The following is a 20,263-nucleotide window of genomic DNA, read 5'->3' as shown; positions in this document are numbered from 1 at the left end:
TTTTCGTAGGGCATACCTGCAACGATAGTTGCGACAGCGAGGACTAATTGTGCTGTGATTCCTGAAACGGATGTTGTGTTCCGCTGATTGTGTGGTATACCAAGTACGAAATGCGGAACACCAAGCCTCTCCCAACGGTGGCGGTGGTGCTCCTGCCAAGATGCGAAGGGCACGCAAGCCCCAAAGAAAGGCAATGCGACAACAACCATCGGCCCCGCCCGGCTGAGTTGAGTGTTCGATCACCGCATTGGGGAGGAAGAGTAATGAGTCAGTCCATCGCTGCACCGCCTGGCGGCTCGCAGGCGCCCATTTCCGAAGGCGCGCGCTGGATGCAGATCGTCGTCGGCATCGTCTGTATGGTCGCCGCGGCCAACATTCAGTACGCCTGGACGCTCTTCGTGCCGGAAATCCAGGCCACCCATGGCTGGACCCGCGCTTCGATCCAGACCGCCTTCACCGTCTTCGTCGTCGTCCAGACCTGGCTGACCCCCATCGAAGGCTACTTCATCGACCGCTACGGCCCCCGCGTCATCGTCGCCTTCGGCGGCGTGATGACCGGCCTCTCCTGGATCATCGACAGCTACGCCGGCTCGCTCGGCATGCTCTATGTCGGTTCGGCCATCGGCGGCATCGGCGTCGGCTGCGTCTACGCCACCTGCGTCAACAGCGCCATCAAGTGGTTCCCGGACAAGCGCGGCCTCGCCGTCGGCCTGACCGCGGGCGGCTACGGCGCCGGCTCGGCCCTGACCATCCTGCCGATCGCCAACATGATCCATTCGTCCGGCTATCAGGCGGCCTTCTTCTGGTTCGGCCTGCTGCAGGGCACGATCATCCTCATCGCCGCCTTCTTCCTGCGCGCCCCGCAGAAGGATCAGGTGAAGGCCTCGACCAAGGTTCTGCAGTCCCGCCGCGACTACACGCTGAAGGAAGCGCTGCAGACGCCGGTCTTCTGGGTCATGATGGTCATGTTCATCTGCACCGTCTCGGGCGGTCTGATGGCGGTGGCCCAGCTCGGCGTGATCGCCCACGATCTGGGCGTGAAGGAAGCCCCGATCAGCCTGTTCGGCATCACCATGGCGGCTCTGCCCTTCGCGCTGATGCTCGACCGCGTGATGAACGGCATCTCCCGTCCGCTGTTCGGCTTCATCTCCGACCACATCGGCCGTGAAGCGACGATGTTCATCGCCTTCACCTTCGAAGGCATCGGCATCCTGATGCTCAGCCGCTTCGGCCACGACCCGATCATGTTCCTGATCCTGTCGGGCATGGTGTTCCTGGCCTGGGGCGAAGTGTACAGCCTGTTCAGCGCGACCTCGGCGGACACCTTCGGCACCAAGCACGCTGCGAAGATCTACGGCGTGCTGTACTGCGCCAAGGGCGTCGCGGCCCTGCTGGTCCCGCTGGGCAACCTGCTGATGGAAGCCACCGGTACCTGGGCGACCGTGCTCTACATCTGCGCCACCATGGACCTCATCGCGGCCTTCTGCGCCCTCGCGGTCCTGCGGCCCATGTTGCGCAAGCACCACGCCCGAAACGCCGAACTCGCCGCCCAGCAGGGCAGGGGTCCGGTCACGGCGGCGGCCAGCCCGTAACCTCCGCTTCAGCGGATCGACCGGAAGGGGACCACGCGTGGTCCCCTTTTCGGCGTTCCGGGCCGGCCATGCGGAGCGGAACACAAACGTGAGGTGTGTCGGTGGAGGGGGCATGGACAATCGACGGCGGGGGCAAGGAATGGCAAAGGACGACGGCAGTTTCAGGCTGGTGGTCGCCTGCTCGCTGGGCGGGGTGGCGGTCAGCGTGGCCCTCGGCTCGCTGCTGCTGTCGCGATGGACGCCCCGGACGGAGAACACGGTGGTCGAACGGGCGATCCACAACATGGACCGGGAGACCTGCGAACGGGTGCTGCACTCCTTCACGCAGCCGCAGCCGGTGGGCACCCGCGTGCTGTGGCTGTGGGCGGAGGAATCGACGCCGGGAGTCTTCACCGGAGCGCCCTGGACGTCGCGGGTGACCGGGCCGGGCGTGCAGGCGGCGGCGGCCGGGGCCGGGACGGGGGGAACGACCGCCGGCCGCTCTCCCCGTCCCTACGCCTTCGATCCGGCGTCCCAGGTGGCGCCGGACGCGGCATGCTCCTTCCCGAACAACTCCCTGCACATCGTGTCGGTGGAGTATCCGCCCAAGCCGGACGCCGCGCCGGCAACGGGCAAGCCGTAAAAAAGAAAGGGCCGGCCGCGGGAAGCGGCCGGCCCTTTCTGGCGGGCGGTGCGCCGGATGGAAGCGCGCCTTACTCCTCGCGGTTGCCCATGAGCTGGAGGAGCATCTGGAAGAGGTTGATGAAGTTGAGGTAGAGCGAGAGGGCGCCCATGACGGCGAGCTTGGTGTTGCCCTCGTGCCCGTGGCCCTCGGCGTACTCCTCCTTGATGCGCTGGGTGTCGTAGGCGGTCAGGCCGGTGAAGATGACCACGCCGATCACCGAGATCGCGAACTGCAGGGCGCTGGAGCCGACGAAGATGTTGACGAGGCTGGCGATGACGATGCCGATCAGGCCCATCATGAGGAACGAGCCCATCTTCGACAGGTCGGCCTTGGTGGTGTAGCCCCACAGGCTCATCGCCGCGAACATCGCCGCGGTGATGAAGAACACCCGCGCCACGCTGGCCCCGGTGAAGACCAGGAAGATCGACGCCATCGACACGCCCATCACCGCGCAGAAGGCCCAGAACAGCCCCTGCAGCGCGGTCGCCGACATCGCGTGGAAGCGGAAGGACAGCACCATGATGAAGGCCAGCGGCGCCAGCATCACCACCCACTTCAGCGGGGTCGTGAAGATCGGAACATACAGCGCCGGCGTACTCGCCACGAACAGCGCCACGAGCCCCGTCACGCCCAGGCCGAGCATCATGAAGTTGTAGACCCGCAGCATGTGCTTGCGCAGGCCCTCGTCGAACGCCGCGCCGTAGGCCGGCGCCGCGCTGCCGAATTGGTTGCCGTAGAAGGGTCCGCTCATTGTCTCACCATGTCCTTCGGATGCTTATCGTTCGGATGCTTGTCGTTCAATGCATCTGCTTCAGAACCAGGCCATGCGGGCGTCGCGGGCATGGGCCAGGATTTCCTTTTCCGGCTGTTCGCCGCACAGCGCGTAGACCGTCGTCCCGACCTGCCAATAGGCGACCGAGACGTTGCCGATCCGCTCCGCCTGGGGTTCGGTCACGGCGAAGCGGTCGACCTCGCTGGCGAACAGCGTGATCAGCTGCGACCCGCCGTGGCGGTAGGCCGCCTGCACCGCGACCCCGCCGTCCCAGGCCACCGTGCGCAGCCCGTCCGGGGCCTGCCCGATGTCGAGCTGCGGGATCGGCACCGCGACCTCCGGGTTGGCGGGGGCGAGCCGGTTGACCAGGGATTGGGCGGCGTCGGCGAAGGGCTTGAAGTCGATCCCGCTGTGCAGCGCCTGCTGGTGGGTCTGCGCCGCGATGGTGATGTAGTGGGTGGCCGCGTGCGCCGTGGCGACGGGGTTGACCGACAGGGACGACACCGCGCTGTGCGCCGTCCAGCCGAGCCCGACGAGGCAGAGCGCCGCGACGGCCCGCCGCCCGCGGCCCGAGCCGTTGGCGGCCCGCGCCCGCGCCCGGTTCATCAGCTCCGCCGCCGGGCGGCGCCACAGCGCGCCCCACTGCTTGCGACGCGGCAGCGGCGCGCCGGCGCCGACCGCCGGCTGGGCCGCGGCGGGAGCCGGGGAAGCAACCGGTTCGGGCGCGGCCATCTCCGGCTCCGCCTTCTCGACGGCCGGGCCGGCTATGAACAGGCGGATCTCGTCGCGCACCCGCATGTCGTGCATGACGCGGGCGGCCTCGTCCGGATTGGCCTCCAGGTAGGCTTCGACCTCGATGCGGCGCTGCGCGTCGAGTTCGCCGTCCACATAGGCGTTCAGGTCGATGTCGCTGATCGGTTCGTTCATCGTCATTTCACCACGCGCAACGGGGGGCGCTGGACCCGGTCTGATGGGTTGCGGTCGGACTGGTCTGACGCCGGCTGGCGCCCGCCGCCCGTCTTGGCCCGCAGCGCGTCGCGCGCACGGCCCAGGCGGGACATCAGGGTGCCCACGGGGATGCCCAGGCACTCCGCGGCGTCCCGGTAGGACATGCCGTCGAGCGCCACGAGCACCAGGGCCTCCCGCTGTTCGACCGGCAGGGTCATCAGGGCCGCGATGGTCTGGCCCAGATGGACGTGGCTCAACTGCGCGGGCGGGGAGCCTTCCTCCGCCATCGAGCTGAGCTCGCCGGTCGCCTGGCGTTCGGCCTGCTGGCGCCGCCAGCGGTCCACGAAGGTGTTGTGGACGATGGCGAGCAGCCATTTGCGCAGGTCGCGCCCGTCCGTGAAGGACGACGCCCCCTCGATGGCCTTGACGAGCGCCTCCTGGACGAGGTCCTCGGCCTGATCGGGGTCGCGCATCAGGACCAGGGCGTAGCGCCGCAGAACGTCCAGATGCTGTCCCAGCTCGTCTTTCATCACCGTCCCGGATTGGTTCTTCACACTCGGCATACGGATCATGCCGTGGCTTAATCCGCTCCGGGGGAAAAAATCGCCACGGGATTGGCTTGCGCGCGGACGCAGGGCGGAGTAGGTCAGAAGCGCCTGGAGCCCTGGAGAATGCTGGGGTTCCTCCATGAACAAGGGGAGTAGGGAATGACGAAGGCCGATCTCATCGACGCGATCGCCGGCAAGCTGGGCGGCACCAAGGCCGACGCCGGCAAGGCGCTGGACGCGGTTCTGGAAAGCCTGCAGGACGCGCTGGTCAAGGGGGAGACGGTCAAGCTGCCGGGCTTCGGCCAGTTCGAGATCGCCGAGCGCGGCGAGCGCACGGGCCGCAACCCGCAGACCGGTGCGGAGATCAAGATCGCCGCCTCCAAGGCGCCGAAGTTCTCCGCCGGCAAGGCCCTCAAGGACGCCGTCAACGGCAAGGCCGAGTAAGCCTTCCGCAAGGACGATCCTTGTATCGGATGAGGGGGCGGCGGCAACGCCGCCCCTTTCGTCTTTCCAAATTTCTTGGTGACGACATGAGCAACAACAGCGTTTACCGCTGGATCAAGGTCGAAGGACGGTGGGAGCCGGCGCAGCAACTGGCCGATGGCTCCTACATGCCGATCGGCGACATCGTGCCGCTGTCCGCCCGCAGCGTGAAGGTCGGCCCGGTGATCGAGCCACCGCCCCGCAACGCCGCCCCCAAGGACGACGAATAGACCCCGGCTCTAACCGAAGGATCGGGTGGGGTCGAGCATGGCGCGGACGGCGCCGATCGCCGCCTGGAAGCTGAAGGGTTTGTGCAGGACGCGCAGCCGGTCGGACACCGGGTGCCAGAGGGCGCCGCTGTCGGCGGTCATGACGATCACCGGCAGGGCGGGCCGCCGCGCCCGCATCCGGCGAATCAGTTCGTTGCCATCCATCACCGGCATGCGCAGGTCGGTCATCAGCAGCGACGCCGGGCCGCGTTCCAGGGCGGTGATGGCTTCCAAGCCGTTGTGGGTCAGTGTGACGCGCAGCCCCTGGCCTTCCAGCGTGTCGGCAAGGGCCAGGGCTTCGAGGCGTTCATCCTCGGCGACGAGGATGTGGGGAACGGACTCCATGGTTCGGCCTGACAATGCAACGCAAAGGGAGTAAGGGGTACGTTGCGGCCGGCCGAATGGATTTCCCGTGATCGCGGAGGGGGATTGGAACGCTGGGGATCAGGCGCCGTGGTTCAAGCGCACTCGGCCAGCTCGGCCAGGGCTTCCGCGTCCAGCAGCTCGACCCGGCCGCCATCCAGGATGCGGATCAGGCGCGAGGTCTTCAGCTTGGTGAAGCCGCGGGACACGGTCTCCGTGGTCAGCCCCAGATGGTCGGCGATGTCGCAGCGGCTCATCGGCAGGGCGATGGCCCGGCCGGCACCGGCTCGGCGGCTCAGCGCCAGCAGGAAGCTGGCCAGCTTCTCCAGCGCCGACTTGCGGCCCAGCAGCAGCATCTGGTCCTGCGCCGCCACCAGCTCGGAGGTGGTGACCGACAGCAGCCGGCGGGCCAGGGCGGGCTGGGAGTCCAGCAGGGCGTCGAGCTGGCAGCGCGGGATGCGCTGGACGGTGGAGGCGGTGATCGCCTCGGCGGAATAGAGATAGCGGTCGGCGAAGGCCAGACCGACCATGTCGCCGGCCTGGAGGAAGCCGATGATCTGGCGGCGCCCGTCCGGCAGCAGCTTGTAGAGGCGGATCATGCCGTCCACCACCCGGAAGACGGCGTCGGCGGCCTCGCCCTCGGCGAAGATGGACTGCTCGCGGTCGAACACCCGGAACTGGGCGATGGCGGCCAGCGGGTCGATGTCGTTGGCGGCGAAGCCGGCGGCGGGACGGGAGGGGGCGACACGCGGCATCGCCATCACGGCGGCCTGATGGCCGTGCGGAACACGCGTCGGCTGGGCGGCGATGGCGGTGTGAGCGTGCATGTCGGGCCCCTCGGCGTTCGTGGAAGCGGCCCGTCCCCGTGGGGCAACCGCTCGATGAGCCGAAGTTATGCGCTGCGGGGTACCCTGTGCAGTTCGGTCTTGTACCTAAGGGGCTTTGCGTACGTAAGACTACCTAGGGGGCATTGCGGACGCCTCGGTGGACGCATGGGGGCGGAGGGGGAGCGGGGATGCTCACCCCCCGTGGACCAGCCGTTCGAACAGGTCCTCCGATCCCATCTGCCCGCCCTTGAGCATCAGCTCGACGCCGTCGGTGGGCGGGTGAGCGCTGTGGGTCAGGCTGACCGTCACGCCGGGGCTGAGCGCCGTCCGGTAGGACAGGCCCCACAGGCCCAGCGCCTTCACCGCCTTGCTGGAGGTGTCGCCCCCGGCGATGCCCATACGGCGCAGCGGCACCGCGCGGGCGACCGAAGCCACGAAGTCCGCGGTCGCGTCGGCGATGGCGGCGGACTGGGCGGTGTCGGGCGCCTCGCCCTCCGCCGGGGCGGTCCACACCAGCACGTTCCGCCCCTGGCCCAGCAGGCCCGCGATCTCGCTCCGCAGCCGCTCGCGGTAGGCGCCGTCGTGGCATAGGGCGCCCGCGTCCGCCGGCATCCGGTGGAAGGAGGAGGCCGCGGCGATCTGCTTGCGCGTGACCGGCGACAGGCTGCCGGCCAGCACGAAAACCGGCCCGTCCGCCGGGGCCAGCGGCGCGTCGCCGACCGTGTCGGCGCGCTGCCATTGGGTGGCCAGCGCCTGGACCACGCCGCTCGGCCCGACCGCCAGCAGGGGCGAGCGCCGCGCCCGCTCCCAGATCAGCCGCCCGGCGGGCGCCAGATCCGCCGGCTGTGCGATGTCCAGCAGGACGGCGGGTGCGCCGCCGGCCACCATCCGATCCAGCTTTTCGTCCAGCGCCACGGCGTCCAGCCCGTAATCCGGGTAGTGCAGGGCGCCCATCCCCTCCAGCCCCTGCGCGCCGAGGTGGAGGCGCAGGTCGGCCTCCGTCATCGGCGTCACCGGGTGGGCCTTCATGGTCGGGTGGCGGTCGATGCGGTGGACCGTCCCGCCGGTGCCCGCCGCGGCGAACAGCGTGCTGAACAGGCAGTAGCGCCCGATGTTCGGCTGGCCGCCGACCACCGGCAGGAAGCGGTTGGGGAAGAAAGGCCGCAGGGCCGCCACCGCCGCCCCGATGCTGCCGACCTGCGGCGCGCTGTCGAAGGTCGAGCAGCACTTGTAGTGCATCACCGGAACGCCGAGCCCGGCGAAGAAGCGCCCCACCGGCTCCAGCTCCGCCCGCAGGGCCTCCGGGTCCATGGTGCGCGATGCCCCGGCGATGCCCAGCGCGTCCAGCGGGCCGAGCCCGGCCAGCCGGTCCGCGTCGGGGATCTCCAGAAGCAGCAGCGCCCGCTGCCCGGCCTTCGCCAGCGTTGCCAGCGTGTCGGTGGCCCCGGTGAAGTCGTCCCCGTACCAGCCCAGCCGGGGCGGCGGGTGCGCCGCCGTCACTTGCCCGCTCCGAAGAACTCCAGGGCACGCTTCAACTCCGGCCGGGTCGCGGCGGCGTCGGGCAGGGTGACGCCCTCGCGCACCGCCTCCCAGGCCTGACGGATGCTCGTCACGCCGGCGGCGGGGCCGTCCGGATGGGCCATGATGCCGCCGCCGGACATGAACAGCAGGTCGTCCGTCCCCACCGCGTCCCAGGTGACGGGAACGGTTCCCGCCCACTGGCCGGAGGAGAAGGCCGGCATCACCGTATCGTCGCAGCCTTCGGCCAGCGGGGCGAGGCAGGACTTGGCGCCGTCGATGACCTCCGCGTCGGGCTGGGCGAACTTGCCCTGGAGGCCGTGGACGTGCATGTGGTCCACCCCGGCGAGCCGCCACAGCGTCTGGTAGGCGTCGAAGCCGATGCCCAGGCTGGGGTGGCGCGACAGGGCGCCGAAGCCGTTGCGGTGCCCGTGCAGCACCAGCCCGCTGTGGCGGCGCAGCGTCTGCACGGCGGAGAAGCCGCACCAGTTCAGGCTGACCATCACGCAGCTTCCGCCCTCGCGCTCCACCAGATCGGCATGGCGGCGCATGGCGTCCGTCTCGTCGCTGATGTTGAAGGCGACCATGACGTGCTTGCCGGTGCGGTCCTGGTGGCGGCGTACCCGGTCCATCACCGCCGGCACGCGCTGGGCCAGCGGGGCGTGGATCGGATCGGCGCAGATCTCGTCGTCCTTGATGAAGTCCAGCCCGGCGGCGCAGAGCGTGCCGACCAACTCGCCGGTCTCCTCCGCCGACAGGCCGAGGTTCGGCTTGATGATGGAGCCGACCAGCGCCCCGCGCTCCACCCCGGTCACCCGCCGCGTGCCGGCCACGCCGTGCCGCGGCGTGTCGAAGCCCTTGCGGTACGCGGCGGGCAGGCGGACGGAGTCGAGCCGCAGGCCGGTGACCTCGCCGAGATCGAACAGGTTGCCGGCCACCGTCGCGGCCAGCGTCGGCAGGTTGGCGCCGACGTTGCCGGTGGGGAAGCTGATGGCGACGCGGGCGCGCCGCCACGGTCCGGGCCGCTTCTGCCGCTCCAGCCATGTGTTCGGCAGGCTGGGGGAGGCGGCGGGTTCCAACTCCTCCACCCGCTCCACCACGGCGCGGGCGCGGGCGCGCAGGTCGTCCGTCTCGCCGTGGACGCGGGTGAAGGTGCCGCAGGACTGCTCCCCCGCCATGACCTCCGCCACCTTGGCGGGATCCAGCGGGGTCTCGATCAGATAGGTCGCCTCGAAGCGGTCGGAGCGCATGGCGGGACTCACAGCCGGCTGAGGTCGGGGAAGGGCCGGACCGGATCGCGGCCGTCCCAGTCGAGGGAGGCGTTGCGGATCAGGTCGAACATCTTGCCCTTCGGCCCGGCGACCTCCGACAGCTCGATCACCGTACCGGGGTGGTATTCGGTGTCGAAATAGACGAAGCGGCCCTTCTCGCCGACTTCGCCGCTCATCACCGGCTTGAAGCCCTGGCCGGTCAGTCGCTCCAGGTCGGCGTCGTAATTCTCGGTCCAGTAGGCGACGTGCTGGAGGCCGGTGCGGCCCGCCTTCAGGAAGTCGCGGTACATCGACGGCGCGTCGTTGCGGGTCTGGATCAGCTCCATCTGGAGCGGGCCGGAGTTGGCGAGCGCCACCGAGTTGTGAACCTCGTACCGCTCCCCGCGGTAGGTGTAGTTCCGGATCGGAACCCGCTCGTTGTAGAACCACGGGCCGATGCCCAGGGTGCGGCTCCAGTAGTCCATGGCGGCCTCGATGTCGTCGACGACGTAGCCAGCCTGCCGGATCTGGCCGAAGAATCGGCTCATGAAGGAACTCCTGATTTTATCGTTATGGGGGGACCGGCGGGGCTTCAATAGGGAAGGAAGCCGGTGGAAATCCACGGAATGGCGGCGACCACGATCAGGCCCACGAGAAGGGCGGCGACGTAGCCCCAGATGTGTTTCAGGCCTTCGTCCGGGCTGACCTTGCTGATGGCGCAGGCGCCGTAGTAGCCGACGCCGAAGGGCGGGGCGAACAGGCCGATGCCCATGGCGAAGATCACGACCATCGCGTAATGCACCTCGTGCACCCCGGCGTCGCGGGCGATGGGGAACAGCAGCGGGCCGAACAGGACGATGGCGGGAATGCCCTCCAGAACGCTGCCCAGGATGATGAAGGCGACGATGGAGATGGCGAGGAAGCCGTAGCCGCCGCCGGGGATGTCGGCCATCCACAGGGCGAGAGCGCGGGAGAAGCCGGACTGCGTCAGGCCCCAGGCCATGGCGGTGGCGCAGCCGACGATGAAGATGATCGCCCCGGTCAGCGACGCCGTCTCGATCAGCATCGGCTTCAGCCGCGCCCAGTCGAACTGGCGGTAGACCAGCAGGCCCATGAGGGTCGAGTAGGCGATGCCGATGGTCGACACCTCGGTCGCCGTCGCCACCCCTTCCACCACCGCGGCGCGGATGACGAAGGGCAGCAGGATGGCCGGCAGGGCGGCCACGGCCAGCCGGGCGATCTCCGACGCCGGCGGGCGGCGGATGTGGCTCAGGTCCTCATGGCGGTAGCGCCACCAGACGACGGCGCAGAGCGCCGCGCCCAGCACCACCGCCGGCAGCAGACCGCCCGCGAACAGGGCCGCGATGGACACGCCGGTGACCGAGCCGATGGTGATGAGGACGATGGAGGGCGGGATGGTCTCGGTCTGCGCGCCGGTCGCCGACAGCAGGGCCACGAGGTCGCCGGGAGGGGCGCCGCGCTTCTTCATCTCCGGGAACAGCACCGGCGCGATGGCCGCCATGTCGGCGATCTTCGAGCCGGAGATGCCCGACACCAGATACATCGCCCCGATCAGCACGTAGGACAGGCCGCCGCGCACATGGCCGAGCAGGCTGGCGAGGAATTGGATCATGGCGCGGGCCATGCCGGTCATCTCGATCAGCAGGCCGAGGAAGACGAACAGCGGCACCGCCAGCAGGATCAGGTGCGACATGCCCTCGTCCAGCCGCCCGACCATGACGAGCAGCGGGGTCGAGGTGGTCAGCGCCAGATAGCCGAAGGTGGCCAGCGCGAAGGAGAAGGCGATGGGAACGCCGCCGAACACGCAGGCGGCGACCACGCCGACGAAGAAGATGACGAGGTTGGCCTGCCCCAGCGGCTTCAGCACCGGCCCGGCCAGCCAGAAGGCCACGGTCACCGCCGCGGTCAGCGCGACCGCCGCGAGCGTGATCCGGAGGTTGCGCATCCGCATCAGCCGGATCAGCGCCACCACGGCCATCAGCCCCAGCCCGGTCGGCAGGGCCGCCGCGCGCCAGGCGTTGCTGATCTCCAGCGCCGGGGTGACGATGAACTGCTCCTCCATGGCGTAGTCCAGGGCGGGGTGCAGGATCATCGCCAGGAAGGCGATGGGCGCCGTGATCGCCAGCGTCTCCAGCAGGGCGCGCGGCGTCGGGCCGACGCGGCTGACCAGACCGGTCATCCGCATGTGCTCGCCGCGGCGCAGCGCCACCACGGCGCCCAGCATGGACAGCCACAGGAAGAGGATGGAGGCCAGCTCGTCCGACCACACCAGCGGCGCGTGGAAGACGTAGCGCGCCGTCACCCCGGCCAGCAGGATGGCGATCTCGGCCAGAACGATGAGGGCGGCGACACCCTCCACCGTCGCGGCGAGGCCGCGGTCGAGCCGATCGGTCCAAGAACCGCCGGACGCGGCCCCTGGCATGGCGCCGCCCTCGTCTAGCGCCGTCGCGTGGTGAGACAAAGCCGCACCCTCCCTTCCCGTGTTGTCCACAGCCGTTCTTCAGGCCGTTCTTCAGGCGAGCTTGCCGACGGCGCCTTCCAGCAGCGCCCAGGCCTCGTCGCCGAAGCGGCCCTTCCATTCGCCGTAGAAGCCGCTGTCGCGGAGCTTGGCGCGGAAGCTGTCGGGGGAGGGCTGGTTGAAGGCCAGACCCTTGGACTGGAGGTCGGCCTGCACCGACTGGTTCAGCGCCTTGATGTCCTCGCGCTGCTGGACGCCGGCGTCGTTGATCGCGGTGGAGACGATCTTCTGGAGGTCGGGGGGCAGGCCGCGCCACGCGCGCCCGTTGGCGATGAACCAGAAGCCGTCCCAGATGTGGTTGGACAGGGCGCAGTACTTCTGCACCTCGTACAGCTTGGCGACCTGGATGATCGGCAGCGGGTTCTCCTGCGCGTCGACGATGCGCGTCTGCAGCGAGGAATAGACCTCCGAGAACTGCAGGCTCGCCGGGGCGGCGGACAGCGACTTGAACATGGCGATGCTGAGCGGGCTGACCGGCACGCGGATCTTCAGCCCGTCCATGTCGGCGGCGGTCTGGATCGGCTTGGCCCCGCTGGTCATCTGGCGGAAGCCGTTGTCCCACATCTTCTCGAAGGCGTGCAGGCCGACCTTGGAGATGGCGCCGCGCACATGCTCGCCCAGCTTGCCGTCCATGGCGGACCAGACCTGCCCGTAGTCGGCGAAGGCGAAGCCCACGGCGTTGATGGCGGCCACCGGGACCAGCGTGGCGATGACCAGCGCCGAGGGCGTGAAGAAGGTGATGCCTCCGCTGCGCACCTGCGACAGCATGTCGGTGTCGCCGCCGAGCTGGTTGTTCGGGAAGATCTGGATATCGACGCGGCCGTTCGTCTCGCGGCGGATGCGCTCCGCCGCCTCGTGCGAGCGGACGTTCAGCGGATGGGTCAGCGGCAGGTTGTTGCCGTACTTGAAATCGAACTCGGCGGCGCGGGCGATGCGCGGCGCGCCGATCAGGGTGGCGGTGCCGGCCCCCGCGGCCAACCCGGCAACCATTCCGGCGGCCGGAGTGGCGGCCAACGCCTTGAGCATCGTGCGGCGCGAGAGCGGGTTCATGCTTTCCTCCCAGGAAACGTTGATGTAGTTTGATGTTCGACGGTGATTGTTGGTTGGACGGTATGTGCGCGAATGGCCTGTGTCAAACGCGAATGATGATGTGATTTGATGGGATCGGAGGGTTTTGAGCCGTGATGCAGGATGATGCGGACGCCGTCGCCGCGCCCCCCGAACACACCCGCGGACTGCCGCGGATCGCCGACATCGCGCGGCTGTCCGGAGTCTCGACGGCCACCGTGGACCGTGTGCTGAACCACCGCCCCGGCGTGCGCCCGGCGACCGTGCAGCGCGTGATGAAGGCCGCGGCGGAGCTGGATTACATCCCGGAATCGGATCTCGGCGCGGCGCTGGGACCGAAGCCGGTGCGGCTGGCCTTCCTGCTGCCGGACGGGACGAACCGCTACCTGACGCGGCTCGGCCAGCTCATCCGACAGTCGGAGGCGGCGCTGGCCCCGCTGGGCATCCGCGCGCAGGTGGAGTTCATCAAGAGCTTCAACCCCGACCTGCTGGCGCGCAGCCTGCTCCAGCACTGGCGCAAGGTCGACGGGGTGGCCTTCATGGCGCTGGAGCATCCGGCGGTGCGCGAGGCGGTGAACGAGCTGGCGGCGCGCAACGTGCCGACGGTGACGCTGATTTCCGATGTGCAGAACTGCCGGCGGGCCGCCTATGTCGGGCTCGACAACCGGGCGGCGGGGCGGACGGCGGGCTATCTGTTCGCGCGCTTCCTCGGCGGGCGGGCGGGCAAGGTCGCGATGATCGCCGGCAGCCTCAGCTACCGCGCGCACGAGGACCGCGAGCTGGGATTCCTCAACGTCCTGAAGGAGATGGCCCCGGTCATCGAGGTGGTGGGCCTGCGCGAGGCCCATGACGACGAGGCCAAGAGCTACCGGCAGACGCGGACGCTGCTCAGCCACCACCCCGACCTTGCCGGCATCTACACCATCGGCGGCGGGGCGGAGGGCGTGGCCCGCGCGCTGAAGGAGGCGCGGCGGGAGCGCGAGGTCGTCTTCATCGGCCACGGCTTCACGCCGGAGACACGGTCGCTGCTGATCGACGGCACGATGGAGGCGGTCATCACCCAGGACCCGCGCAGCGCCCTGATGGGCTGCGCCGCCGTCTTCACCAACCTGCGCGCGGGCCGGGAGGCGATGCACGGCGTGGAGCCGCCGCGCATCGAGGTCATCTTCAGGGAGAACCTGCCCCCCGCGGCTCCGCCGTGACCGGCGCCGGGGCGGGAACGGGCCGCTTGTCGCGCACCATGACGACCAGCAGGACGGCGCAGAGGATCAGCGCCAACGCGGCGTAGGTGCGCAGCGGCGGCGTCTCGCCCAGCACGACGATGGCGCCGGTCACGCCGATCACCGGCACGATCAGCGAACTGACCGAGGCCTGTGCGACGCTCAGCCGCCGCACGATGGCGAACCACAGCAGGTAGCCGCCGACCATCGCCACCAGGATGTGGAAGACCAGCGCCACCAGCACACGGGGCTCGAGGGCCAGCGTCGGGGCGGGGTCCATCGCCAGGGCGAAGGGCAGCACCACCGGCAGGGAAATGGCGAACTGCCAGCCGGTGATGGCGTTCGGCCCCATGGTCCAGGCCGTCCGCTTGATCAGGACGTTGCCAAGCGCCCAACTCAGCGCTCCGGTCAGCATGAAGGCGGGGCCGAGCGGCAGGGCGCCCAGCCGCAGCAGATCGGGGCCGAGCAGAACGGCCAGGCCCGTCAGCCCGCAGGCCAGCCCCATCCACTGGCGCGGCCCCGGACGCTCGCCCAGGATGGGGATGGCCAGCAGCGTCGCCCAGGCCGGCATGGTGTAGGCGATGATGGCGGCGCCCGAGGTCGCCATGTTCATCTGCCCGAAGGCGGAGCAGATGTTGAAGCCCGCCATGTTCAGCAGGGCGACGGCGACCAGCGGCCAGCGCTGCCCGCGCGGCACGGCCAGCGATTCCCCGCGCGACCGCGCGTAGGCGAACAGCACCGCCGCTCCCACGGCGAAGCCCAGGCTGCGCAGCGTCCAGGGCTGGATCTGGGTGAGGATGATCTTGACGGCGGGCCAGTTCAGGCCCCAGCAGACGCTGATGAGACCCACCAGCGACAGATCCAGCGCCCGAGCGCGGCTTATCATGGCATGGGATTCCGGGTGTGGGGTGGATGCGCTTCATGTCCCCTCTCCCCTCTGGGGAGAGGGTTAGGGTGAGGGGGTTGCGCGTGGCGGGACGTCCGGCACAAGCGCAGCCCCCTCACCGGCCCTGCGGGCCACCCTCTCCCCAGAGGGGAGAGGGCTACTGCCGGTCAGAACGTCACAGCGTCGCCACCCTTCAGGGACAGCATGGCGCGGGCCTCGTCCGGCGTGGCGACCTCAAGGGCCAGCCCCTCGATCAATTTGCGGACCATGGCGACCTGCTCGGCGTTGGAGGTGGCGAGGCGGCCCGGACCGGCCCACAGATTGTCCTCCAGCCCGACGCGCACGTTGCCGCCCAGCGCCAGCGACTGGGTGGCGATGGGCATCTGGTTGCGCCCGGCGCCCAGCACCGACCACACATACTGGTCGCCGAACAGCCGGTCGGCGGTGCGCTTCATGTGCATCACGTCTTCCGGATGCGGGCCGATGCCGCCCAGGATGCCGAACACCGACTGCACGAAGAGCGGCGGCGTCACCAGCTTGCGGTCGAGGAAATGGGCCAGCGTGTAGAGGTGGGAGATGTCGTAGCACTCGAACTCGAAGCGCGTCCCGTTGCCGGAGCAGGTCTTCAGGATGTGCTCGATGTCCTTGAAGGTGTTCTTGAAGACGAGGTCGCGGCTGTTCTCCAGATAGGTGCGCTCCCAATCGTGCTGGAACGCGCTGAAGCGGTTCAGCATGGGGAACAGGCCGAAATTCATCGAGCCCATGTTGAGCGACGCGACTTCCGGCTGGAACTGCGCGGCGGGGCGCAGCCGGTCCTCCACCGTCATGGCGGCGCTGCCGCCCGTGGTGATGTTCACCACGGCCTTCGTCGCCTGCTTGATGCGCGGCAGGAAGCGCTGGAACAGATCCGGGTCCTGGGTGGGACGGCCAGTCTCCGGGTCGCGGGCGTGCAGGTGGACGATGGCCGCCCCGGCCTCCACCGCGGCGATGGCCTCCGCCGCGATCTGGTCCGGAGTCACCGGCAGGTGCGGCGACATGCTGGGCGTGTGGATGGAGCCGGTGACCGCGCAGGTGATGATGACTTTGCGCGCGCTCTTCTTGGGCATGGTCATGCTGTCCTCCCGTTTTTTCTTCCTCTGCCCGATTCCCTCTCCCGTCCCGGGAGAGGGTGCCCGCGTCAGCGGGCGGGTGAGGGTCAATCCAAGTATCAGGGCCGTCTTCGTGCCGGACCCTCACTCTCCCCATGGCTGCGCCATGGGGCCCCTCCCTTTCCCGGGGCGGGAGAGGGCCTGTTCAGATCACCGCTTCGATCAGGAAAGGACCCTTGCGGGCGAAGGCGGCCGTCAGCAGGCGGTTGAAGCTTTCCGCGTCGGTGGCCTGTCCGCCCTCCACCCCCATGCCGCGGGCGAGCGCCACCCAGTCGAGGTCCGGGCGGCCCAGCTCCGTGCAGTTGCGGGCGTTCGGCCCCATGTCGCGGAAGCCGAGGTTGCCCAGTTCCCATTGCAGGATGCCGTAGCGGCGGTTGGCGAAGATGATGGTCACCACGTCGGCCCGCTCGCGCGCCTGGCTCCACAGGGCCTGGAGCGTGTACATGCCGCTGCCGTCCGCCTGGACGGTCACCACCTTGCGGTCGGGGCAGGCGATGGCGGCGCCCAGCGCCAGCGGCATGCCGATGCCGATGGCCCCGCCGGTGATGGTCAGCCAGTCGTGGGCGCGCGCCCCGGCGCAGGCCGTGTAGACCATCGGGCTGGAGGAAATCCCCTCATCCACCACGATGGCGCCCTCCGGCAGCAGGGCCGCCAGGGATTGCCCGACACTGTCGGCGGTGAGAGCGCCGGTCGCCGGTTCGGGCGGGGCGAGCGGCTGCGCCGGAACCGGTGTCCCGGCGCAGCCCACCGCCTCGGCCAGCCAGCGCAGGGCGGCCAGCGCGTCGGCGCCCGGCGGGGCGACGGTGTGGATGCGGCAATCCTCCGGCGCCAGACGGCTGGGCTTGTCCGGGTAGCCGAAAAAGCCGACCGGCTCCCCCGAGCCGATCAGGACGACGTGCTTCGCCCCGGCCAGCGCGGCGATGCCGAGGTCGATGGGGTAGGGGAAGCGCTCCACCGTCACGCGGCCTGCGCCGCGCTCGATGCGGGTGGCCCCGGTGTGGGCATAGAGTTTGGCGCCGGTCGCGGCGGCGATCCGGCCGGCCAGGGCCAGCCCCTCCGTCCGCGTGGCGCGGCCGTTCAGCAGGACGACCACCCGCTCGCCGCTCCGCAGGGCGTCGGCGGCGGCGCGCAGGGCGTCGGCGTCCGGGGCTGCGGGGGCGGGGGCTCGACGATGATCGGCTCCGCCGCCGCGGTGTCGTCCCAGGAGGAGTCCGACGGCAGGATCAGAGTGGACACGCCGCAGGGCGGGGTCAGGGCGGCGCGGATGGCCTCCGCCGTGTCCGCGGCGACCGAGGCCGCATCCGGCACCGTGCGCACCCAGGCCGACATGGGCTTCGCCAGCCCTTCCACGTCGGAGGTCAGCGGCGCGTCGACGCCGCGGTGCCACGTCGCGTGATCGCCGACGATGTTGACCATCGGCACGCAGGCGCGCCGGGCGTTGTGCAGGTTGGCGAGACCGTTCGCCAGCCCCGGCCCGAGATGCAGCAGCGTCGCCGCCGGGCGGTCGGTCATGCGGGCGTAGCCGTCCGCGGCCCCCGTCGCTACCCCTTCGAACAGCGTCGGGACGCAGCGCGCGCCGGGCATGCTGTCGAAGGCGGCCAGCGCGTGCAGCTCCGACGTGCCGGGGTTGGCGAAGCAGGTGTCGACGCCGTTCGCCACCAGCGTCCGGACCAGAATTTCCGCGCCTGGGATTTTCGCGCCCGAGTTTTTCGCACCGGTCATCGTGCCGCCTCCGTGAGCCCGCCCTCGAAACCGTCCAGGAAGCTGGCGAGATTCACCGCCAGCGCGTCGCAATCGTAACCGCCCTCCTGCACGACCACGGTGGGCAGGCCGGCGCCGGCGATCTTGCGGCCCAGCGTGGCGAAGCCCGGCGTCGTCACCTTGAAGAAGGCCAGCGGGTCGCCGACGTAGGTGTCGAAGCCCAGCGACAGCACCAGCGCCTCTGGCCCGAAGGTGGCGATGTGGGTCAGCGCCCCGTCCACCGCGTCGAGGAAGGTGGATTCCTCGGTGCCCATGGGCAGGGGGATGTTCAGGTTGCTGCCGAGCCCGCGGCCCTTGCCGCGCTCGTGCGCGTAGCCGGCGAACCAGGGGTAGAAGTTGTTGGGATCGCCGTGGATCGACACGACCAGCACGTCGTCGCGCTCGTAGAAGATGGCCTGCGTGCCGTTGCCGTGATGGACGTCCACGTCGAAGACGGCGACGCGCGGTGCGCGGCCCTGCTGGGCCAGCACCGGCAGCATCGCCTGGGCGGCGACGGCGGCGTTGTTGATGTAGCAGAAGCCCCCGGCCATGTCGCGGGACGCGTGGTGCCCCGGCGGGCGGCACAGGGCGTAGGCCGCGCGCTCTTGACCGCTCGCCACCATCAGCGCCGCGTGGACCGCCGTGTCGGCGCCGCCGCAGACCGCCTCCCAGGTGCCGGCGCCGATCGGGCAGGCGGTGTCCGCCATGTGCCAGCCGGCCTGACCGACGATGCCCGTGGGATACTCGGCCATGTCGGTGTTGCGGTGAACGTTGGGGACGATGACCTCCGACGCGTCGGGCAGGGCCGACCAGCGGGCATGGGCGGTTTCCAGAAAGCGCAGGTAGTCGGCGGAATGGACCGCCGCGCGCGGGCCGGCGCCGTAGGACGGCGGCTCCTCCACCGTCGCGCCGCGCGCCCGCAGGGAGCCGACGAGCGCCTCCGCCCGTTCCGCCTTCTCCGGCGAGGGCTTCGGCTGGCCGCGCACTAGGAAGGTCGGCGGACGATGGCGCAACTGGGCCTCGGCAAAGACGTAGCGCATGGACAGGCTCCCAGTGTGATGAGTTTCCCTCTCCCCTCTGGGGAGAGGGTTAGGGTGAGGGGGCTGTGCGTGTCGGACCGTTCGGCAAAAGCGCAACCCCCTCACCCCGGCCCTCTCCCCAAAGGGGAGAGGGGGGAAAAATGAACGTTACCCAGCCGCGGCCAGAACCGCGTCGGCCAGCACCGCGCAGCCGGACGCGGCGTGTTCGGGCTTGATGTTCTCCGCCTCGTTGTGGCTGAGGCCGTTTTCGCAGGGGATGAAGATCATCGCCGTCGGCACCTTGCGCGCGACATAGACCGCGTCATGGCCGGCCCCGGACACGATGTCGCGGTGGCTGAGGCCGCGCCGCTCCACCGAGCGACGGACGTGGCCGACCAGCTCCGGCGCGAAGGGCGTGGTCGGGAAGGCCCAGAAGTCGGTCAGCTCCAGCGTCAGGCCGCGCTTGTCCGCGATGGCGGCCAGCCGCTCGCGCAGCAGGGCGTCCATGCGGGCCAGCGCGTCGGGGTCCGGGTTGCGCAGGTCGATGGTGAACCAGACGCGGCCGGGAATGACGTTGCGGGAATCCGGGTGGACCTGGACGCGCCCGATGGTCGAGCAGGCGTCGCCGCCGACCTCCAGCGCGATGGCCTCCACCGTCTCCATCATCACGGCCGCACCGGCCAGCGCGTCGCGGCGCAGGCGCATGGGCGTCGGCCCGGCGTGGGATTCGCGGCCGGTCACCGTCGCCTCGTACCAGCGCTGGCCCTGCGCGCCGGTCACCACGCCGATCTCCACGTCCTCGGCCTCCAGCACCGGACCCTGCTCGATGTGCGCCTCGAAATAGGCGCCCATGGCGTGGCCGGTGACCGGAACCTCGCCCTTGTAGCCGATGCGCGCCAGCTCGTCGCCCAGGCGGACGCCGTCGGTGTCGCGGATGTCCAGCACATGGTCGAGCGTGAAGACGCCCATCGCCACGCCGGACCCGAGCATCGGCGGGGAGAAGCGCGCGCCCTCCTCGTTGGTCCAGACGATCAGGTCGATGGGGGCGTCCGTTTCGATGCCCTGGTCGTTGAAGCTGCGGATGACCTCCAGCCCGGCCAGCACGCCGTAGATGCCGTCGAAGCGGCCGCCGGTCGGCTGGGTGTCCAGGTGGCTGCCCATGCAGACGGCGGGACGGTCGGGGTTGCGGCCCGGACGGCGGGCGAAGATGTTGCCCACCTCGTCCACCGTCACGGTGCAGCCGGCCTCCTCGCACCAGCGCACGAAGAGGTCGCGCCCTTCCCGGTCGAGGTCGGTCAGCGCCAGCCGGCACAGGCCGCCCTTCGGCGTCGCACCGATCTTCGCCAAGTCCATCAGGGTCCGCCACAGGCGGTCGCCGTCGATGCGCAGGTCAGACATGGTCCCTATCC

Annotated in this window: 19 protein-coding genes and 1 pseudogene; 5 read left to right on the top strand and 15 right to left on the bottom strand. The window is 69.9% G+C overall.

The window, feature by feature from the left end; genetic code table 11:
- Window positions 1–263: 263 nt before the first annotated feature.
- A complete protein-coding gene (gene oxlT / locus Sp245p_RS30440) occupies window positions 264–1,592 on the top strand; it encodes an oxalate/formate MFS antiporter (RefSeq protein ID WP_014241882.1) in 1,329 nt (442 codons plus the stop codon).
- A 139-nt stretch (window positions 1,593–1,731) separates the two neighbouring features.
- On the top strand, window positions 1,732–2,214 hold the full coding sequence (locus Sp245p_RS30435) for a hypothetical protein (RefSeq protein WP_014241881.1): 483 nt from the start codon (window positions 1,732–1,734) through the stop codon (window positions 2,212–2,214).
- A 70-nt stretch (window positions 2,215–2,284) separates the two neighbouring features.
- Here Sp245p_RS30435 and Sp245p_RS30430 read toward each other — a convergent pair whose 3' ends face one another.
- From Sp245p_RS30430 to Sp245p_RS30420, 3 genes are read right to left on the bottom strand one after another with little or no spacing between them, the layout of a single operon-like run.
- Window positions 2,285–3,007, bottom strand: coding sequence for a Bax inhibitor-1/YccA family protein (locus Sp245p_RS30430; RefSeq protein WP_109139186.1), 723 nt, complete (start codon window positions 3,005–3,007; stop codon window positions 2,285–2,287).
- A 60-nt stretch (window positions 3,008–3,067) separates the two neighbouring features.
- Entirely contained in the window at window positions 3,068–3,955 is an 888-nt protein-coding gene (locus Sp245p_RS30425) for an anti-sigma factor family protein (protein ID WP_103039431.1), read from the bottom strand.
- Between the two features lie 2 nt (window positions 3,956–3,957).
- Window positions 3,958–4,506, bottom strand: a complete 549-nt coding sequence (locus Sp245p_RS30420; protein WP_040137136.1) for a sigma-70 family RNA polymerase sigma factor — start codon at window positions 4,504–4,506, stop codon at window positions 3,958–3,960.
- A gap of 177 nt (window positions 4,507–4,683) precedes the next feature.
- Here Sp245p_RS30420 and Sp245p_RS30415 point away from each other — a divergent pair, with 177 nt between their 5' ends.
- Together Sp245p_RS30415 and Sp245p_RS30410 are read left to right on the top strand one after the other, a co-directional pair.
- Window positions 4,684–4,968 (top strand): HU family DNA-binding protein, encoded by a 285-nt coding sequence (locus tag Sp245p_RS30415; protein WP_014241890.1) that lies wholly within the window; start codon window positions 4,684–4,686, stop codon window positions 4,966–4,968.
- 86 nt (window positions 4,969–5,054) lie between these two features.
- A complete protein-coding gene (locus tag Sp245p_RS30410) occupies window positions 5,055–5,237 on the top strand; it encodes a hypothetical protein (protein ID WP_109071566.1) in 183 nt (60 codons plus the stop codon).
- A gap of 9 nt (window positions 5,238–5,246) precedes the next feature.
- Here Sp245p_RS30410 and Sp245p_RS30405 read toward each other — a convergent pair whose 3' ends face one another.
- The 7 genes from Sp245p_RS30405 to Sp245p_RS30375 form a co-directional block, all read right to left on the bottom strand.
- The gene (locus tag Sp245p_RS30405) at window positions 5,247–5,621 is read right to left on the bottom strand and encodes a response regulator (protein ID WP_014241880.1); all 375 of its coding nucleotides are present in this window, start codon (window positions 5,619–5,621) and stop codon (window positions 5,247–5,249) included.
- A 113-nt stretch (window positions 5,622–5,734) separates the two neighbouring features.
- The gene (locus tag Sp245p_RS30400) at window positions 5,735–6,466 is read right to left on the bottom strand and encodes a helix-turn-helix domain-containing protein (protein WP_014241879.1); all 732 of its coding nucleotides are present in this window, start codon (window positions 6,464–6,466) and stop codon (window positions 5,735–5,737) included.
- A gap of 192 nt (window positions 6,467–6,658) precedes the next feature.
- Complete coding sequence (locus Sp245p_RS30395) at window positions 6,659–7,966, bottom strand: four-carbon acid sugar kinase family protein (protein WP_014241877.1); 1,308 nt, start codon at window positions 7,964–7,966, stop codon at window positions 6,659–6,661.
- The gene (locus tag Sp245p_RS30390) at window positions 7,963–9,234 is read right to left on the bottom strand and encodes a ribulose-bisphosphate carboxylase large subunit family protein (RefSeq protein ID WP_041813379.1); all 1,272 of its coding nucleotides are present in this window, start codon (window positions 9,232–9,234) and stop codon (window positions 7,963–7,965) included. Before Sp245p_RS30390 ends, Sp245p_RS30395 begins: the two co-directional genes overlap by 4 nt.
- Window positions 9,235–9,242: 8 nt before the next feature.
- A complete protein-coding gene (locus tag Sp245p_RS30385) occupies window positions 9,243–9,782 on the bottom strand; it encodes a VOC family protein (RefSeq protein WP_109139185.1) in 540 nt (179 codons plus the stop codon).
- A 44-nt stretch (window positions 9,783–9,826) separates the two neighbouring features.
- A complete protein-coding gene (locus Sp245p_RS30380) occupies window positions 9,827–11,677 on the bottom strand; it encodes a TRAP transporter large permease (RefSeq protein ID WP_109139184.1) in 1,851 nt (616 codons plus the stop codon).
- 90 nt (window positions 11,678–11,767) lie between these two features.
- On the bottom strand, window positions 11,768–12,823 hold the full coding sequence (locus tag Sp245p_RS30375) for a TRAP transporter substrate-binding protein (RefSeq protein ID WP_014241875.1): 1,056 nt from the start codon (window positions 12,821–12,823) through the stop codon (window positions 11,768–11,770).
- A gap of 134 nt (window positions 12,824–12,957) precedes the next feature.
- On the opposite strand from Sp245p_RS30375, the gene Sp245p_RS30370 reads away from it, so the two are divergent.
- Window positions 12,958–14,043: a LacI family DNA-binding transcriptional regulator gene (locus Sp245p_RS30370; RefSeq protein WP_014241873.1), complete on the top strand. Its 1,086-nt coding sequence runs from the start codon at window positions 12,958–12,960 to the stop codon at window positions 14,041–14,043.
- On the opposite strand, the gene Sp245p_RS30365 is transcribed toward Sp245p_RS30370, so the two are convergent.
- The 5 genes and pseudogenes from Sp245p_RS30365 to Sp245p_RS30345 form a co-directional block, all read right to left on the bottom strand.
- Window positions 14,009–14,947, bottom strand: coding sequence for a DMT family transporter (locus tag Sp245p_RS30365; protein ID WP_014241872.1), 939 nt, complete (start codon window positions 14,945–14,947; stop codon window positions 14,009–14,011). The genes Sp245p_RS30370 and Sp245p_RS30365 overlap by 35 nt on opposite strands.
- Before the next feature lie 167 nt (window positions 14,948–15,114).
- A complete protein-coding gene (kce, locus tag Sp245p_RS30360) occupies window positions 15,115–16,059 on the bottom strand; it encodes a 3,5-dioxohexanoate:acetyl-CoA acetone transferase (protein ID WP_014241871.1) in 945 nt (314 codons plus the stop codon).
- A gap of 181 nt (window positions 16,060–16,240) precedes the next feature.
- Window positions 16,241–17,787: pseudogene (locus Sp245p_RS30355) on the bottom strand (acetolactate synthase large subunit).
- Between the two features lie 26 nt (window positions 17,788–17,813).
- Window positions 17,814–18,875: a histone deacetylase family protein gene (locus Sp245p_RS30350; RefSeq protein ID WP_014241869.1), complete on the bottom strand. Its 1,062-nt coding sequence runs from the start codon at window positions 18,873–18,875 to the stop codon at window positions 17,814–17,816.
- A 147-nt stretch (window positions 18,876–19,022) separates the two neighbouring features.
- Window positions 19,023–20,252, bottom strand: a complete 1,230-nt coding sequence (locus Sp245p_RS30345) for a Zn-dependent hydrolase (protein ID WP_014241868.1) — start codon at window positions 20,250–20,252, stop codon at window positions 19,023–19,025.
- Between the last annotated feature and the right edge of the window lie 11 nt (window positions 20,253–20,263).

Origin of the sequence: Azospirillum baldaniorum, from assembly GCF_003119195.2 — a bacterium.
In the GTDB taxonomy this organism is placed as follows: domain Bacteria; phylum Pseudomonadota; class Alphaproteobacteria; order Azospirillales; family Azospirillaceae; genus Azospirillum; species Azospirillum baldaniorum.
This window is presented reverse-complemented; position numbering and strand designations above follow the sequence as displayed.